Consider the following 16,319-nt stretch of genomic DNA (forward strand, 5'->3'; position numbering starts at 1 on the left):
CGGCGCCGGTCCGCGCTCAGGGCTGCTGCGCGCGCACCTTCTTCAGCAGCGCGGTGGTCGAGCGGTCGTGCTCGAACGGAATCGCCAGCGCACGGCCGCCCCAGCCGCGCACGAGCGCCGATTCCGGCAACGCATCCATGTCGTAGTCGCCGCCCTTCACGAGGATGTCCGGACGGACGGCCTCGATCAGCGACACCGGCGTCTTTTCCCCGAACGTCACGACCCAGTCGACGCTTTCCAGCGCCGCGAGCAGTGCCGCGCGGTCTTCTTCGCGATTGATCGGCCGGTCGTCGCCCTTGCCGAGCATGCGCACCGACGCATCGCTGTTCACGCCGACGATCAGGCACGCGCCGAGCGCTTTCGCGTCGGCGAGATACGTGACGTGGCCGCGATGCAGGATGTCGAAGACGCCGTTGGTGAACACGACGGGCGACGGCAGCGACGCGCGCAGTGCGACGAGGGCATCGCGGGTGATCAGCTTGCGTTCGAAGGTAGCGGACATGGTGGAGATCGGACGGAATGAGCGATGGCCCGCGCGACGGCGGCGCCAGTTAAAAAGCCCGCCGGGCTGGCCAGGCGGGCTTCATGCAACGAATACGCGACGGCGCCGTGCGGCCGGCGCGCATCACGCCGGCGGCGGCACCTGCCGGCCTCAGGCCGGCTGCGCGGCCGACGACGGGCCGCTTTCGGCCTGCAAGCGGCCGGTGACTTCCTTGCGATAGCGGTTCAGCTCCTGCGCGGTCGCGAACGTACGCTCGAACAGGATCGACAGGTTGTGCAGGATCCGCTCGACGACCTTCTTTTCCCACTCCCCGTCGAAACGGATCTGCTCGTCGAGCCAGCGCTCGAGCCATTCCGGATCGGGCAGGCGCGACTGCACGGTGTCGCGCGGGAACAGCGCCTGATTCACGTGCAGGTTGGTCGGATGCAGCGGCTTCTCGGTGCGGCGCGCCGACGCCATCAGCACGCCGATCTTCGCGAACGCGGCGCGTGCGACGTCGCCGCAGTTGTTCAGCGCCTTCTTCATGTAGCGCAGGTAGGCGCCGCCATGACGCGCTTCGTCGCGCGAGATCGTTTCGTAGATCTGCTTGATGACGGGCTCGGTGTGCCAGTCGGCCGCGCAGCGGTACCAGTGGTTCAGGCGGATCTCGCCGCAGAAGTGCAGCATCAGCGTCTCGAGCGGCGGCGCCGGGTCGAACTGGAAGCGCACCGCGTGCAGTTCCTCTTCGGTCGGCACCATGTCCGGCTTGAAGCGGCGCAGGTATTCCATCAGCACGAGCGAATGCTTCTGCTCCTCGAAGAACCACACGCTCATGAACGCGGAAAAATCGCTGTCGTGCTGGTTGTCGCGCAGGAACATTTCGGTCGCGGGCAGCGCCGACCATTCGGTGATCGCGTTCATCTTGATCGTCTTCGCCTGCTCGTCGGTGAGCAGCGAAGCGTCGAACTTGTCCCACGGAATGTCCTTCTCCATGTCCCAGCGGACGGCTTCGAGCGACCTGTAAAGTTCCGGATAAAGCATCGTGTTCATGATGGTCCCACCCCTGTTCTGCGCAATGCGACTTCTCTAAACGTGACTGTTGCCGCGCCGGCGCGCCACGCGCGCTTTTTGCAGCCAAGACTCAAATTTTACGCGGGAAACCGACCCGCCGGACGTTGATTCCTCGTCCGGCAGCCGTGCGGCCGCGTCGCCGCCGTTGGGCATGCCGCAGCCGCGCTCCGTTCGGACGGAGCCGGCCACGCTTGCCTGCGTTGGGGGCCGGCGCTGGCCGGCTCGTTGGCGCGCCCGTCCCCTGCCCCAGGCGGGTTCCCCGGAGGGTCCCGTGCGGATGCCGGATCGGCGGGCTGCTCGATATGGTGTATACGGCGGCGGCCATGATATCACGCGTGCATGACGGTTCCGAGACGCTTGCCCGGTCGCGCGCCGCCCACCGCGGTGCGGCGATCGGTCGCGGGCAACCGTCGCGAAAACGCAACCTTACATTCCCCTGCGCGTGTCAGACCCGTATTTTGCCGGCCGCTTGGCCGCCTTCCGGCGGCGTGCCGGCCGCCGTCGCGCCGCTGCCGTCCGCCTGCGCGATCCAGCCGGCAAGCGTGTCGCGCTGCGCGCGCCCGTCGACGTAGCCGAGCTCGATCAGCTCGCGCGTGAATGCCTCCTCGAACAGCAGGTAGCTCGCGAACGACGCGCCGGCCGGCTGGCTGCCGCCGATCGCGCCGAGCAGCCCGCGCATCGTCGCCGGCATCTGCTTCAGATGCTTCGCGGCGATCAGCTCGATGCGCTCGGACGGCGCGATCGCGAGCACGTCCACGTGCCGCCAGCCGCTGTCGACCTCGACCTGGTGCGGCAGGTGCTCGATCATCCGGTTGATGTGCTCGATGCGTTCGATGTCCGAACCGATCGAGTCGAGGAACACGCTCGCGAGTACCTGCTGGCCGATCTGCGCGAGCGTCGGGTAGCCGCGCACCAGCCCGGCGCCGTTCGCGGCCGGGATTTCGGGGCGCGGGTCGGCCGCGCCGATGACGACGATCCGGTCCGCACCGAAGTGGATGGCCGGCGACAGCGGCGCGATCTGCCGGATCGACCCGTCGCCGAAGTATTCGATCTGCCCGTCGAGCACGAGCGGCACGGCCGGAAACACGAACGGGATGGCCGACGACGCGAGCAGGTGCGACGCCGACAGGTCGACGAGTCGCGCGGTGCGCTGTGCGCGCCGCCATGCCTGGATCGGCTGCGCCGCCTGGTAGAACGTCAGGTGCCGGCCGCTCGAATAGCTGAGCGCGGTGATCGAAAGCGCATGCAGCAGCCGCGCCTCGAGCATCTGCTCGATCCGGTGGAAGCTCAGCTCGCGCTGCAGCAGGTGTGCGAGCGGCGTGTTGTCGAGCAACCCGCGCGGCGAGCGGCGGGCCGCCCAGCCGAACGTCATGGTCGCGAGCCAGCGCGCGCCGGCGGCCGCGATGCCGAGCCAGTCGCTGCGATACACGTAATCGGCGCGCAGCGGCTCCCAGAACTCGAGCAGGCGCCGCACGCCGTGAGAGAAATCGTCCGCGTGGCTCGCGAGCGACGTCGCGTTGATCGCGCCGGCCGACGAGCCGCACACCACCGCGAACGGCAGCGTGTGCCGCTGCGGATCGGCTTCGCGCGCGATCTCGGCCAGTGCCTTCAGCACGCCGACCTGGTAGGCGGCACGCGCGCCGCCCCCCATCAGAACGAGCGCGAGCCGCATGATCGACCTGCTACCGGCGCCGCGTCACGTCGAGCGCTTCGGCGGACGCGTTTCGGGCGACGAAGCGGCGGCGGCGCGCGCCGCGGCGGAGCCGGACGGCTTTGCGCGCTTCGCGGCGGGCTTGCGCGGCGCGGCGGCCGCCGGCGCCGGCTTCGCGACCGGTTCCGGCGCGGCGGCCGCCTCCGGCGGCGCGTCGCCGGGCGCGGCGGGCTGCATGCCCGGCTGCGCCATCGCGAGGCTCGCGAGCTGGTTGAACTGCGACTGCAGCAGGTTCCACCAGCCGGCCGGGTCGAACGCCTGCCCGGCGTCGCCGGCGAGCGCATCGGCGGCATCCGGCGCCGGCGCCGGCGCCGCGTCGCCGGACGGTGCGGCCTTCGCCGCCTGCGCGGCGGCAACGGCCGCGTCCTCGGCCGCCGACATCGAGCTTTGCGCGAACGCGCCGAACGCTCGCAGCGTCGCGAGCGTCGCACGCTGCACCTCGAGCGCCTGGATCGCGGACTGCAGCATCCCGAGGTTGAGCTTCAGCCACTGCTCGACCGCGCGCAGATCGGTGATCCGCTTGTCGAGTTCCTCGACGCTCGTGAGCGGCGCCATCATGTCGGACATGCTCGACAGCGACGGCGGCAGCCCTGTCGCCGCGCCGGGAAACGGCGCCATGCCGCCGAACGGCGACATCCGCATCATGTCCCACATGCGGTCCATCATGTCGGCGGGCTTGAAGCCGGCAAAGCCGGCGAAAGGGTTGGCGTCGGAGGCATCGGTCGTCATACGGGCATCCTGTTTGACTGGGGAAGCGAGGCGGCCGCCATGCGTCGCGCGGCCGCGCGTGAATCGATCATAGCGCGCGCGTCAGAACGGCGCGTCGCCGGGGAACGCGGGCGGGCGCCGCTCGCGCAGCGAGCGGATGCCCTCCTGCACGTCGGGCCCCGAGAAGCCCATGAACTCGAGCGCGAGCGACGTATCGAAGGTCGGGCCGGCCGAGCGCAGCCAGTTGTTCAGCGCGTACTTGGTCCAGCGGATCGCCGACTGCGAACCCTGCGCGAGCCGCTCGGCCACTTCGTACGCCTTCGGCAGCAGGTCGGCCGGCTCGACCGCGAGCGAGACCAGCCCGATCCGCTCGGCCTCCGCGCCGCTCACGGGCTCGCACAGCAGCAGGTAGTACTTCGCCTTCGCCATCCCGCACAGCAGCGGCCACACGATCGCCGCGTGGTCGCCGGCCGCGACGCCGAGCCGCGTATGGCCGTCGATGATGCGCGCATCCCGCGCGGCGATCGAGATGTCGGCGAGCAGCCCGGCGACGAGCCCCGCGCCGACGGCCGGGCCATGCATCGCCGACACGATCGGCTTGCTGCAGTTGATCACGTTGTAGACGAGGTCGCGCGCCTCGCGCCACACGCGGGCGCGCACGTCGAAGTCGTTGGCCATGTCCTCGACGAGCGCGAGATCGCCGCCCGCCGAAAAGCCCTTGCCTTCGCCGCGGATCACCGCGACGCGCGTGTCGGGATCGCGGTCGACGTCGCGCCAGATGTCGGCGAGCTCGCGATGCATGCGCGCGGTCGCGGTCGCGAGGCCGCTGCGGTTCGCCCCCTCGCCGCTCATCACGATGTCGAGCACGCCGTGGTCGCGGCGCGTCACCTTCAGTGCTTCGTAACCGCCGTACGCGGCGAGATCGGCCATGTGCCGCTCCTTGTTCGACGCTCTTGAATCGAGTGTAGCCAAGCCCGCGCGGGCAAACATCGGGCGAAACCCGGCGCGCGGACCGGGGCCGGGTGTCGCGGTACGCCGCTTACGCCGCGCCGTCGGGCGGAGCGACCGACTGCTCGATCGCGCCGAAGATCGACTTGCCGGCCGTGTCGAACATCTCGATGCGCACGGTGTCGCCGTAGCGCATGAATTCGGTCTGCGGCGCGCCGTGCTCGATCGTCTCCAGGCAGCGCTTCTCGGCGATGCAGCAGTAGCCGCGCTTCGCGTCCTTGTTCGACACCGTGCCCGAGCCGACGATCGAGCCGGCACGCAGGTTGCGCGTCTTCGCCGCGTGTGCGATCAACTGGCCGAAGTGGAACACCATGTCGGTACCCGCATCGGGCTGGCCGACCTTCCTGCCGTTCCAGTGGACGATCATCGGCCGGTGCACGCGGCCTTCGCGCCATTCGTCGCCGAGCTCGTCGGGCGTCACGGCGACCGGCGCGAACGCGGTGGCCGGCTTGCTCTGGAAGAAGCCGAAGCCCTTCGCGAGCTCGGCCGGAATCAGGTTGCGCAGCGACACGTCGTTCACGAGCGTGACGAGCCGCACGGCCTTCAACGCGGCGTCGGGCGATGCGCTCATCGGCACGTCGCCGGTGATCACCGCGACTTCCGCCTCGAAATCGATGCCCCATTCCTCCGACGGGCACACGACGTCGTCGCGCGGGCCCAGGAAATCGTCGCTGCCCCCCTGGTACATCAGCGGATCGGTCCAGAATTCGGGCGGCATCTCCGCGCCGCGCGCGCGGCGCACGAGCTCGACGTGGTTCACGTAGGCGGAGCCGTCGGCCCACTGGAACGCACGCGGCAGCGGCGCCATGCAGTTGGCCGGATCGAACGCGAATGCATGGCGCGCGCGGCCGTGGTTCAGCGCGTCGTACAGGTCGCGCAGCTGCGGCGCGTAGAACGCCCAGTCGTCGAGGACGCGCTGCAGCGTCGGCGCGATCGTGTCGGCGATCGCCGCGGTGTGCAGGTCGCGCGACACGACGATCAGCTGGCCGTCGCGCGTGCCGTCCTTCAGCGAAGCAAGTTTCATAAGGGGGACTCTGCCGTTGTAGTGACGATGGAGGGAATCTATTTTACGATGGTGAATCCATGCGGCGCGCGACGATCGCGCCTGCCGTTTCCGCCCCGATTCCTGTCGCATTTTCGCGCACCCGTTGCCCATGCCCGCCAGCCCGCTTCCCGACGACGATCTCGCCGACTCCGACACCGATGACGCCGCTTCCGGCGAGCACGGCGAGAAAGTCCGTTCCGGCATCCAGTCGATCGAGGTCGGCTTCCGCCTGCTCGACGTGCTGACGAGCGAGCCGCGCGCGATGATGCTGCGCGATCTCGCGCAGCGCGCGGGCATGAGTCCCGCGAAGGCGCACCGCTACCTCGTCAGCTTCTCGCGGCTCGGTGTCGTATCGCAAGACCCGGTGTCCGGCCGCTACGAGCTGGGCGGTTTCGCGCTGCAGATGGGGCTCGCGCGGCTCGCGCGCGTCGACGGCGTGAAGCTCGCGCGGATCGCGCTGACCGAATTCCGCGACCGCCTCGACCAGACGGTCGGTATCGCGGTGTGGGGCAACCAGGGGCCGACGATCGTGCACTGGATGGAATCGAGCCATCCGGCGAAGGCGTCGCTGAAGCTCGGCGACGTGATGCCGCTGCTCGGCTCGGCGACGGGCCTGCTGTTCGCCGCGTACCTGCCGCGCGGCAAGACCGCCGCGATGCTCGAGCGCGAACTCGCCGATACGCGCCGCTCGCCGCACCACGGCGGCCCGCGCACGCTCGACGAGGTCGACGCGGTGCTCGCCGACGTGCGCCGGCACGAAGCCGCGCGCGTCGAAGGGATGCTGCTGCCGACGATCCACGCGTTCTGCATGCCGGTATTCGATGCGGTCGGCGAACTCGCGCTCGCGCTCGTCGCGCTCGGCCAGGAAGGCTCGTTCGACATCGCGTGGGGCGGCGAGATCGACACCGCGCTGCGCGCATGCGCGCGGAAACTGTCTTACGAACTCGGCTATAGTCCCGACGCACGCGACGCCTGACGCACCGGTACACGTCTCGCATCGCGAACGCGCAGCGCATCCGACGGTCCGATTCCTGTGGCGCGCTTGCGCGCCCGACGTCACGCGACCGCCCCGATCCTGTTCCGATGCCCATTCAGCCCGCCGACATCCGCCCGAGTCACGCCCTGCCCCGCCGCTGGCTGCGCGTGGCCGTCGCGCTCGTCGTCGTGCTGGTGCTGCATGCGCTCGCCGCCGTCTGGCTGATGCGCAGCCGCGAATCGTTCACGCCGCCGCCCGCCGAAATCCCCGTGCAGATCGAGCTGCTGAAACCGCGGCCGATCGAGCGCCAGCCCGCCCCGCCGGCGCCGAAGCCGGTCGAACGCCCGGCCCCCGCCGCGCCCAGGGTTGCCGCGCCGAAACCCGCGCCGGCGCCCGAGCCGGTCCTCACGTCGACGCAGACGGCCGAGCACGGCGAACCGCCGCCTGCCGCCGCGTCGGCGGCGAGCGGCGTACCGGGTGCGTCGGGCGCGCAAGCCGCATCGGCCGCCGGCGCCGGCAGCGCCGCGACGCCGGGCCCCGCGACGAGCGGCGTGAAGTTCGCCGCGCCGCCGTCCGGCGACCTGCAATACGACACGTTCTACAACGGGATGCAGAACATGATCGGCACGATCCGCTGGCGCACCGACGGGCACACGTACGACCTGTCGGTGTCGATGCCCGTGCCGTTCGTCGGCCCGTTCACCTATCGCAGCGAAGGCCGCATCGACGCGTTCGGCATCGCGCCCGACCGTTACGTCGAGAAGCGTGGCAAGCGGCCGGAAGACATCGCGATCTTCAACCGCGAGATCCGGCAGGTCGTGTTCACGCGCACGCCGAACAACGCACCGCTGCCCGACGGCGTGCAGGACCGCTTCAGCATGCTGATGCAGTTGTCGGGGCTCGTGCGCGGCAATCCGTCCGCGTACAAGCCGGGCGTCACGCAGCAGTTCTTCGTGATCGACAACAACAGCGGCGAGACCTGGCCGATCGCCGTGATCGGCGACGAGCAGGTGCAGACGCAGGCCGGCATTATCGACGCGCGGCACTTCATGCGCCTGCCGCGCCGGGACGGCGATACGCGCCGCATCGACATGTGGCTCGCGCCGTCGCTCGGCTGGCTGCCCGCGCGGCTCATGCAGACCGAACCGAACGGCGCGCAGATCGAGCTGGTGTGGCATGGCCGCCTCGCGGCGCCGAGCGTGCCGGCCGACGCCGCGCCGCCGGGCGGCGCAACGAACGCGCCCGCCGGTGCGCCGGCGCCGGGGGCCTCGCCCACACCGGCCGCGGAACCGGCCCAACCGGTGCCGCCGGCCGCCGTGCAGCCGCCCGCCCAACCGGCTGCGCCGCCGGCTGCTTCGACTGTCACACAGTGAACCCGCGCGTAAGCGCACGCGATTCGGCAATTTCGACCGATTACAGATTCCCGTGAAATGGCCGATGACACTCTTTAACAACTATTTCCGTCCACCGGCAGACAATGGGAAACGTTTCATCGATATCGGCTTCTAACCGATACACCCCACGCAAACGGGAACGGGGTGTGCAGCGCAAGCCCCTTGAAACCGGCAAGGCTCGCCCCACCTAGGGGACAACAAGGCCAGATGCCACTGCGAAGAGGAGTGCCGCCATGCAAATGATCTACAACAGCCCCAACTACTGCGTCGTCGAATTCGCGCCGCAGGCCGGCCATCATCTGATGAATGCCGGCGGATACGAAATCGTCGACAAGAACGCGCAGCGCGAAATCTTCATCGACGGCGAGCTTGCCGAACGATTCCGCGCACACGTGAAGCAATTGATCGAGGATGAGCCGTCGCTCGACGAGGTCGACGAATTCCTCGGACAATTCGACAGCCTGATGATGATGCCCGTCGTGCTGCACTGACGACCCGCGGCCCGGCGCCTCGTGCGGCCGGGCCATTCGCCGCGCACGCCGCGCGGCCCCCGCGAGCACTCCGATCACGCCCCCGCCCGGTTCGCCGGCGGGGGTTTTCATTTGGCGGGCCGCCCGCGCGGCGCAAGGCCGGGCGGCGCCCAGGCGCACCGGCTACAATGGCGGTTTTCCGTCTTCGCCGGTCTTCCGCCCATGTCTGCGACCCCTCTCGCCGCTTCCGTCCCGCTCGACGCGCCCTACACGCGCGGCGCCGCACTGCCCGCGCTGCTGAAATCGCGCATCCTGATCCTCGACGGCGCGATGGGCACGATGATCCAGCGCTACAAGCTCGACGAAGCCGCGTATCGCGGCGAGCGCTTCAAGGATTTCCCGCGCGACATCAAGGGCAACAACGAGCTGCTGTCGCTCACGCAGCCGCAGATCATCCGCGAGATCCACGACCAGTACTTCGCGGCAGGCGCCGACATCGTCGAGACCAACACGTTCGGCGCGACGACCGTCGCGCAGGCCGACTACGGGATGGAAGATCTCGTCGTCGAGATGAACGTCGAGTCGGCGAAGCTCGCGCGCGAATCGGCCGCGAAATACGCGACGCCGGACAAGCCGCGCTTCGTCGCGGGCGCGATCGGGCCGACGCCGAAGACGGCCAGCATCTCGCCCGACGTCAACGATCCGGGCGCGCGCAACGTCACGTTCGACGAGCTGCGCACGTCGTACTACCAGCAGGCGAAGGCGCTGCTCGACGGCGGCGTCGACCTGTTCCTCGTCGAGACGATCTTCGACACGCTGAACGCGAAGGCCGCGCTGTTCGCGCTCGACGAGCTGTTCGAGGATACCGGCGAGCGCCTGCCGATCATGATCTCGGGCACCGTCACCGACGCGTCGGGCCGGATCCTGTCGGGCCAGACGGTCGAGGCGTTCTGGAATTCGCTGCGCCATGCGAAGCCGCTCACGTTCGGCCTGAACTGCGCGCTCGGCGCGGCGCTGATGCGCCCGTACATCGCCGAGCTCGCGAAGCTGTGCGACACCTACGTGTCGTGCTACCCGAACGCGGGCCTGCCGAACCCGATGAGCGACACGGGCTTCGACGAAACGCCGGACGTCACGTCGGGCCTGCTGAAGGAATTCGCGCAGGCCGGGCTCGTGAACCTCGCGGGCGGCTGCTGCGGCACGACGCCCGAACACATCGCCGAAATCGCGAAGGCGCTCGCCGACGTGAAGCCGCGCCGCTGGCCGAACCAGTACAGCGACAACGCCTGACCGCCCCCCACGTCCTTCATCACCAGAATTCGCACCGCCATGACCGATCACATGATGCGCCTTGCCGGCCTCGAGCCGTTCAACGTCACGCCCGGGACGCTCTTCATCAACGTCGGCGAACGCACCAACGTCACCGGCTCGAAGGCGTTCGCCCGGATGATCCTCAACGGCCAGTTCGACGAGGCGCTCGCCGTCGCGCGCCAGCAGGTCGAGAACGGCGCGCAGGTGATCGACATCAACATGGACGAGGCGATGCTCGATTCGAAGGCGGCGATGGTGCGCTTCCTGAACCTGATCGCATCGGAGCCGGACATCGCGCGCGTGCCGATCATGATCGACTCGTCGAAGTGGGAGGTGATCGAGGCCGGCCTCAAGTGCGTGCAGGGCAAGGCGATCGTGAACTCGATCTCGCTGAAGGAAGGCGAGGACGCGTTCCGCCACCACGCGAACCTGATCCGCCGCTACGGCGCGGCCGCGGTCGTGATGGCGTTCGACGAAACGGGCCAGGCCGACACGTTCGAGCGCAAGACCGAGATCTGCAAGCGCTCGTACGACTTCCTCGTGAACGAAGTCGGCTTCCCGCCGGAAGACATCATCTTCGACCCGAACATCTTCGCGGTCGCGACGGGCATCGAGGAGCACAACAACTACGCGGTCGACTTCATCGAGGCGACCCGCTGGATCAAGCAGAACCTGCCGTACGCGAAGGTGAGCGGCGGCGTGTCGAACGTGTCGTTCTCGTTCCGCGGCAACGACCCGGTGCGCGAGGCGATCCACACCGTGTTCCTGTATCACGCGATCCAGGCCGGGATGGACATGGGCATCGTGAACGCGGGCCAGCTCGGCGTGTACGCCGATCTCGACGCGGAACTGCGCGAGCGCGTCGAGGACGTGATCCTGAACCGCCGCGCGGATTCGACCGACCGCCTGCTCGAGATCGCCGACAAGTTCAAGACCGGCGCCGCGAAGAAGGAAGAGAACCTCGAGTGGCGCAACCAGCCGGTCGAGAAGCGCCTCGCGCACGCGCTCGTGCACGGCATCACGAACTTCATCGTCGAGGACACCGAGGAAGCGCGCGCGAAGATCGCCGCGGCCGGCGGCCGTCCGATCAACGTGATCGAAGGGCCGCTGATGGACGGGATGAACGTCGTCGGCGACCTGTTCGGCCAGGGCAAGATGTTCCTGCCGCAGGTCGTGAAGTCGGCGCGCGTGATGAAGCAGGCCGTCGCGCACCTGATCCCGTTCATCGAGGAAGAAAAGCGCCTGCTCGCGGAAGCGGGCGGCGACGTGCGCGCGAAGGGCAAGATCGTCATCGCGACCGTGAAGGGCGACGTGCACGACATCGGCAAGAACATCGTGTCGGTCGTGCTCCAGTGCAACAACTTCGAAGTGGTCAACATGGGCGTGATGGTCCCGTGCAACGAGATCCTCGCGAAGGCGAAGGTCGAGGGCGCGGACATCATCGGGCTGTCGGGCCTCATCACGCCGAGCCTCGAGGAAATGGCGTACGTCGCGTCCGAAATGCAGCGCGACGACTACTTCCGCGTGAAGAAGATCCCGCTGCTGATCGGCGGCGCGACGACGTCGCGCGTGCACACGGCCGTGAAGATCGCGCCGCACTACGAAGGCCCGGTCGTCTACGTGCCGGACGCATCGCGCTCGGTGTCGGTCGCGTCGAACCTGCTGTCCGACGAAGGCGCGGCGAAATACCTCGACGAGCTGAAATCCGACTACGAACGCATCCGCGACCAGCACGCGAACCGCAAGGCGCAGCCGATGGTCACGCTCGCCGAGGCGCGCGCGAACAAGACCCAGGTCGACTGGGCCGGCTATACGCCGGTGAAGCCGAAGTTCATCGGCCGCCGCGTGTTCAAGAACTACGACCTGGGCGAGCTCGCGAACTACATCGACTGGGGCCCGTTCTTCCAGACCTGGGACCTCGCGGGCCCGTACCCGGCGATCCTGAACGACGAGATCGTCGGCGAATCGGCGCGGCGCGTGTTCTCCGACGCGAAGTCGATGCTCGCGCGCCTGATCCAGGGTCGCTGGCTGACCGCGAGCGGCGTGATTGCGCTGCTGCCGGCGAACACCGTCAACGACGACGACATCGAGATCTACAGCGACGAATCGCGCTCGGAAGTGCTGCTCACGTGGCGCAACCTGCGCCAGCAGAGCGTGCGGCCGGTGGTCGACGGCGTGATGCGGCCGAACCGTTCGCTCGCCGACTTCATCGCGCCGAAGGCGTCGGGCGTGGCCGACTACATCGGGATGTTCGCGGTGACGGCGGGCCTCGGCGTCGACGTGAAGGAAAAGCAGTTCGAAGCCGACCACGACGACTACAGCGCGATCATGCTGAAGGCGCTCGCCGACCGCTTCGCGGAAGCGTTCGCCGAAGCGATGCACGCGCGCGTGCGCCGCGAGCTGTGGGGCTACGCGAGCGGCGAGACGCTCGACAACGACGCGCTGATCGCGGAAAAGTACGCGGGCATCCGCCCGGCGCCCGGCTACCCGGCCTGCCCCGATCACCTCGTGAAGCGCGACATGTTCGACGTGCTGCATGCGGACGAGATCGGCATGAGCGTGACCGACTCGCTGGCGATGCTGCCGGCCGCGAGCGTGTCGGGCTTCTACCTCGCGCATCCGGACAGCCGCTATTTCTCGGTCGGCAAAATCGGGCAGGATCAGCTCGAGGATTACGCGCGGCGCATGGCGCTGTCGCTCGACGACGCGCGCCGCGCGCTCGCGCCGCAGCTCTGATCGACGCGGACGGGCGGCCACCCGCCCTTTTGATCAGACAAAAGAAAAAGCCCGCGTTCGAGCGGGCTTTTTCTTGCGTTGCCGGTCTTTCGACCTGCCGGGCAACGAAGCTCAGAAGCCCCAGTGCACGTCGGCCTCGCCGGCCTTCGCCTCGCGCAGCATCGTGAGGAACGGCGCGACGCGCTGTGCCAGGCTCGGCGGCACTTCGTGGTGCGCGTGGTCGGCTTCGTCCTCGTGGAAATGGCCGGCATGCTCGGCGCGTTCCTGCTTCGCCTGCGCAACGGCGCCTTCCAGCTTGGCGATCGCGTGGTCCAGCTCGTCGTGCGTAATCACACCGCGCTCGCCCAGCTGCTTGCCGACGAGGCCCAGCACGTACACGGCGAAATCCTTCAGCACGTCGAGATCCTGTGCCGCCTTGCTCTTGAACGTAATCATGACAATTCCCTTTTCATCTTGTTGTGCCTGCGCGGCGCGGTTGGGGAACGCTGGCAGACCGGCGTCCGGCCTCGCGGACGCGGACCGCCTGAGCGGCATATTAGCACCTGTTAAAATTCTGCGATCCCTGAAACGCGCGCTTAAAAAGCGCGCCGGCGGGCCGGCGTTTCCGGCCGCCACCAACGAAGCCTTCTACCAGCATGCTGCCAGCACACAAACAGACCCTCGAAGCCCTGCTCGCGGATAGCGTCAAGCAGGTCGCACACGCGCTGAAAGGCGCCGATGCGGCGTCCGTCGCCCCGACCATCACGCTGGAGCGTCCGAAGGTCGCCGCGCACGGCGACGTCGCGTGCAACGTCGCGATGCAGCTCGCCAAGCCGCTCGGCACGAACCCGCGCCAGCTCGCCGAACAGATCGTCGCCGCGCTCACCGCGCAGCCGGCCGCGCAAGGCCTCGTCGAAGCCGCCGAGATCGCCGGCCCCGGCTTCATCAACCTGCGCCTGTCGGCCGCCGCGAAGCAGGCGGTGATCGCCGCCGTGTTCGACCAGGGCCGCGCGTTCGGCACGTCGGATCGCGAAAAAGGCAAGCAAGTGTTGCTCGAATTCGTGTCGGCGAACCCGACCGGCCCGCTGCACGTCGGCCACGGCCGCCAGGCCGCGCTCGGCGACGTGCTCGCGAACGTGATCGCGAGCCAGGGCTACGCGGTGCACCGCGAGTTCTACTACAACGACGCCGGCGTGCAGATCGGCAACCTCGCGATCTCGACGCAGGCGCGCGCACGCGGCCTGAAGCCGGGCGACGCGGGCTGGCCGGAAGCCGCGTACAACGGCGAATACATCGCCGACATCGCACGCGACTTCCTGAACGGCGAGACGGTCGCCGCGTCGGACGGCGAACCGGTCAAGGGCACGGGCGACGTCGAGGATCTCGACGCGATCCGCAAGTTCGCGGTCACGTACCTGCGTCGCGAGCAGGACATGGACCTGCAGGCGTTCGGCGTGAAGTTCGACCAGTACTACCTCGAGTCGTCGCTGTACAGCGAAGGCCGCGTCGAGAAGACGGTCGACGCGCTGATCAAGGCCGGCATGACCTACGAGCAGGACGGCGCGCTGTGGCTGCGCACGACCGACGAAGGCGACGACAAGGATCGCGTGATGCGCAAGTCGGACGGCACGTACACGTACTTCGTGCCGGACGTCGCGTACCACGTGACGAAGTGGGAGCGCGGCTTCACGAAGGTGATCAACATCCAGGGCTCGGACCACCACGGCACGATCGCGCGCGTGCGCGCCGGCCTGCAGGGGCTGCACATCGGGATTCCGAAGGGCTATCCCGACTACGTGCTGCACAAGATGGTCACCGTGATGCGCGACGGCCAGGAAGTGAAGATCTCGAAGCGCGCGGGCAGCTACGTGACGGTGCGCGACCTGATCGAATGGTCGGGCGGCGCGGCGGCGGGCCAGGAAGCGGCACCCGACCTGATCGACGAGGCCACCATCACGCGCGGCCGCGACGCGGTGCGCTTCTTCCTGATCTCGCGCAAGGCCGATACCGAATTCGTGTTCGACATCGACCTCGCGCTGAAACAGAACGACGAAAACCCGGTCTATTACGTCCAGTACGCGCATGCGCGGATCTGCTCGGTGCTCAACGAACTGAAGTCGCGCTACAACGTCGACGTCGCGCAGCTGCCGGGCGCCGACCTGTCGCAGCTGACGAGCGCGCAGGCGGCCTCGCTGATGCAGAAGCTGGCCGAGTACCCGGACATGCTCACGCACGCGGCGAACGAGCTGGCGCCGCACGCGGTCGCGTTCTACCTGCGCGATCTCGCTGGCGAATTCCACTCGTTCTACAATGCGGAGCGCGTCCTGGTCGACGACGAAGCGCCGCGCAATGCGCGCGCCGCGCTCCTCGCCGCGACCCGGCAGGTGCTCGAGAACGGCCTGGCGGTGCTCGGCGTGTCCGCGCCCGCCAAGATGTAAGCAGCCCGATCCGGGCAGCGAATGGCCGCGGCAGCGCCTGCCGCGGCCTTTTCACGATTCTTTTTGCAGGTGACTCAAGCAATGGCACAACCACGCCGAACTTCGAAGCAATCGAAACAAGCCGGAGGGACATTTCTTGGAATCGTGCTGGGCCTGATCGTCGGCCTGGCGATCGCCGTGGTGGTGGCGCTCTACATCACGCGTTCGCCGTCTCCGTTCGTGTCGAAGGTCGCGCCGCCGCCGGCCGACAACGGCGCGAGCCAGCCGCAGCAGTTCGACCCGAACCGCGCGCTGCAGGGCAAGACGCCCGGCCAGCCGGTGCCGCAGGCCGCGCAGCCCGCACCGCCGAACACCGCGCCCGGCCAGGCCGCGAACCAGACCCAGGGCGGCCTGCTGCCCGAGCCGCAGATCGTCGAGGTGCCGCCGTCGGGCAACCCGAACGGCACCAGCGGTTCAAACAACACCGCGGCATCGAACAATACGTCGTCGGGCAACGGCGTCGCCGTCGCACCGAAGCCGGCCGACACCACGCCGCCGCCGAAGAAGACGCAACAGGCGCAGCAACAGCAGCAAGGCGGCGAGGACGACCTCGCACGCTTCGCCGCGCAGAAGCAGGCGCAGCAGGCCGCCGCGCAAAAGCAGCAACAGCAGCTGGCCGCGAACACGCCGAAGCCGACGTCGTCGGCTGCCGCCGCGGCCGCCGCGAAGCCGCCGACCGCGAACGACGCGAACACCGGCTACTTCCTGCAAGTGGGCGCGTACAAGACCGAAGGCGACGCCGAGCAGCAGCGCGCGCGCCTCGGCTTCCAGGGCTTCGAGTCGAAGGTGTCGAAGCGCGACGTCAGCGGCGTGACCTATTTCCGCGTGCGCGTCGGCCCGTTCTCGAAGTTCGAGGATATGAACTCGGCCCGTCAGCGCCTGTCCGACGCAGGTGTCGACACGGCTGTGATCCGCTTCACCAAGCAGTAAGCCAACCGGCCGAGCCCACGCA

14 protein-coding genes are annotated in these 16,319 nt (G+C 68.6%); 7 read left to right on the forward strand and 7 right to left on the reverse strand.

All coding sequences use genetic code 11. From position 1 onward, the window contains the following. Positions 1 to 16: 16 nt before the first annotated feature. The 6 genes from rfaE2 to VXM69_RS17750 all read right to left on the reverse strand — a co-directional run bounded on the left by rfaE2 (position 17) and on the right by VXM69_RS17750 (position 6,003). Positions 17 to 502: a D-glycero-beta-D-manno-heptose 1-phosphate adenylyltransferase gene (gene rfaE2 / locus VXM69_RS17725; RefSeq protein ID WP_006477674.1), complete on the reverse strand. Its 486-nt coding sequence runs from the start codon at positions 500 to 502 to the stop codon at positions 17 to 19. A gap of 150 nt (positions 503 to 652) precedes the next feature. Then, positions 653 to 1,531: a diiron oxygenase gene (locus VXM69_RS17730; protein ID WP_034189181.1), complete on the reverse strand. Its 879-nt coding sequence runs from the start codon at positions 1,529 to 1,531 to the stop codon at positions 653 to 655. A 466-nt stretch (positions 1,532 to 1,997) separates the two neighbouring features. Continuing rightward, positions 1,998 to 3,224 carry a patatin-like phospholipase family protein gene (locus tag VXM69_RS17735; protein WP_200086521.1) on the reverse strand — a complete coding sequence of 409 codons (1,227 nt, stop codon included), beginning with the start codon at positions 3,222 to 3,224 and terminating at the stop codon, positions 1,998 to 2,000. 24 nt (positions 3,225 to 3,248) lie between these two features. Further along, positions 3,249 to 3,992: a PhaM family polyhydroxyalkanoate granule multifunctional regulatory protein gene (locus tag VXM69_RS17740; protein ID WP_367189964.1), complete on the reverse strand. Its 744-nt coding sequence runs from the start codon at positions 3,990 to 3,992 to the stop codon at positions 3,249 to 3,251. An 81-nt stretch (positions 3,993 to 4,073) separates the two neighbouring features. Further along, positions 4,074 to 4,901 (reverse strand): enoyl-CoA hydratase/isomerase family protein, encoded by an 828-nt coding sequence (locus VXM69_RS17745; protein ID WP_367189965.1) that lies wholly within the window; start codon positions 4,899 to 4,901, stop codon positions 4,074 to 4,076. 109 nt (positions 4,902 to 5,010) lie between these two features. Further along, positions 5,011 to 6,003 (reverse strand): fumarylacetoacetate hydrolase family protein, encoded by a 993-nt coding sequence (locus tag VXM69_RS17750; RefSeq protein ID WP_034189177.1) that lies wholly within the window; start codon positions 6,001 to 6,003, stop codon positions 5,011 to 5,013. A gap of 130 nt (positions 6,004 to 6,133) precedes the next feature. Here VXM69_RS17750 and VXM69_RS17755 point away from each other — a divergent pair, with 130 nt between their 5' ends. From VXM69_RS17755 to metH, 5 genes are all read left to right on the forward strand, one after another. Beyond that, on the forward strand, positions 6,134 to 7,000 hold the full coding sequence (locus tag VXM69_RS17755; RefSeq protein WP_034189176.1) for an IclR family transcriptional regulator: 867 nt from the start codon (positions 6,134 to 6,136) through the stop codon (positions 6,998 to 7,000). Positions 7,001 to 7,107: 107 nt separating this feature from the next. After that, positions 7,108 to 8,373 carry a DUF3108 domain-containing protein gene (locus VXM69_RS17760; RefSeq protein WP_367189966.1) on the forward strand — a complete coding sequence of 422 codons (1,266 nt, stop codon included), beginning with the start codon at positions 7,108 to 7,110 and terminating at the stop codon, positions 8,371 to 8,373. A 254-nt stretch (positions 8,374 to 8,627) separates the two neighbouring features. Continuing rightward, positions 8,628 to 8,885, forward strand: coding sequence for a DUF3567 domain-containing protein (locus VXM69_RS17765; protein ID WP_006477667.1), 258 nt, complete (start codon positions 8,628 to 8,630; stop codon positions 8,883 to 8,885). 201 nt (positions 8,886 to 9,086) lie between these two features. After that, positions 9,087 to 10,154: a homocysteine S-methyltransferase family protein gene (locus tag VXM69_RS17770; RefSeq protein ID WP_034189174.1), complete on the forward strand. Its 1,068-nt coding sequence runs from the start codon at positions 9,087 to 9,089 to the stop codon at positions 10,152 to 10,154. 39 nt (positions 10,155 to 10,193) lie between these two features. Continuing rightward, complete coding sequence (gene metH, locus VXM69_RS17775) at positions 10,194 to 12,911, forward strand: methionine synthase (protein WP_049030054.1); 2,718 nt, start codon at positions 10,194 to 10,196, stop codon at positions 12,909 to 12,911. A gap of 111 nt (positions 12,912 to 13,022) precedes the next feature. On the opposite strand, the gene VXM69_RS17780 is transcribed toward metH, so the two are convergent. Next, positions 13,023 to 13,346, reverse strand: coding sequence for a DUF1840 domain-containing protein (locus VXM69_RS17780; protein ID WP_011353361.1), 324 nt, complete (start codon positions 13,344 to 13,346; stop codon positions 13,023 to 13,025). Between the two features lie 200 nt (positions 13,347 to 13,546). Between VXM69_RS17780 and argS the strand changes: the two genes are divergently transcribed. Beyond that, the gene (gene argS, locus VXM69_RS17785) at positions 13,547 to 15,328 is read left to right on the forward strand and encodes an arginine--tRNA ligase (protein WP_034189171.1); all 1,782 of its coding nucleotides are present in this window, start codon (positions 13,547 to 13,549) and stop codon (positions 15,326 to 15,328) included. 81 nt (positions 15,329 to 15,409) lie between these two features. Next, positions 15,410 to 16,297 carry an SPOR domain-containing protein gene (locus VXM69_RS17790; RefSeq protein ID WP_049032406.1) on the forward strand — a complete coding sequence of 296 codons (888 nt, stop codon included), beginning with the start codon at positions 15,410 to 15,412 and terminating at the stop codon, positions 16,295 to 16,297. Positions 16,298 to 16,319 lie beyond the last annotated feature (22 nt).

This window comes from Burkholderia sp. Ed8 (genome assembly GCF_040761425.1).
GTDB classification, from domain to species: Bacteria; Pseudomonadota; Gammaproteobacteria; order Burkholderiales; family Burkholderiaceae; genus Burkholderia; species Burkholderia seminalis.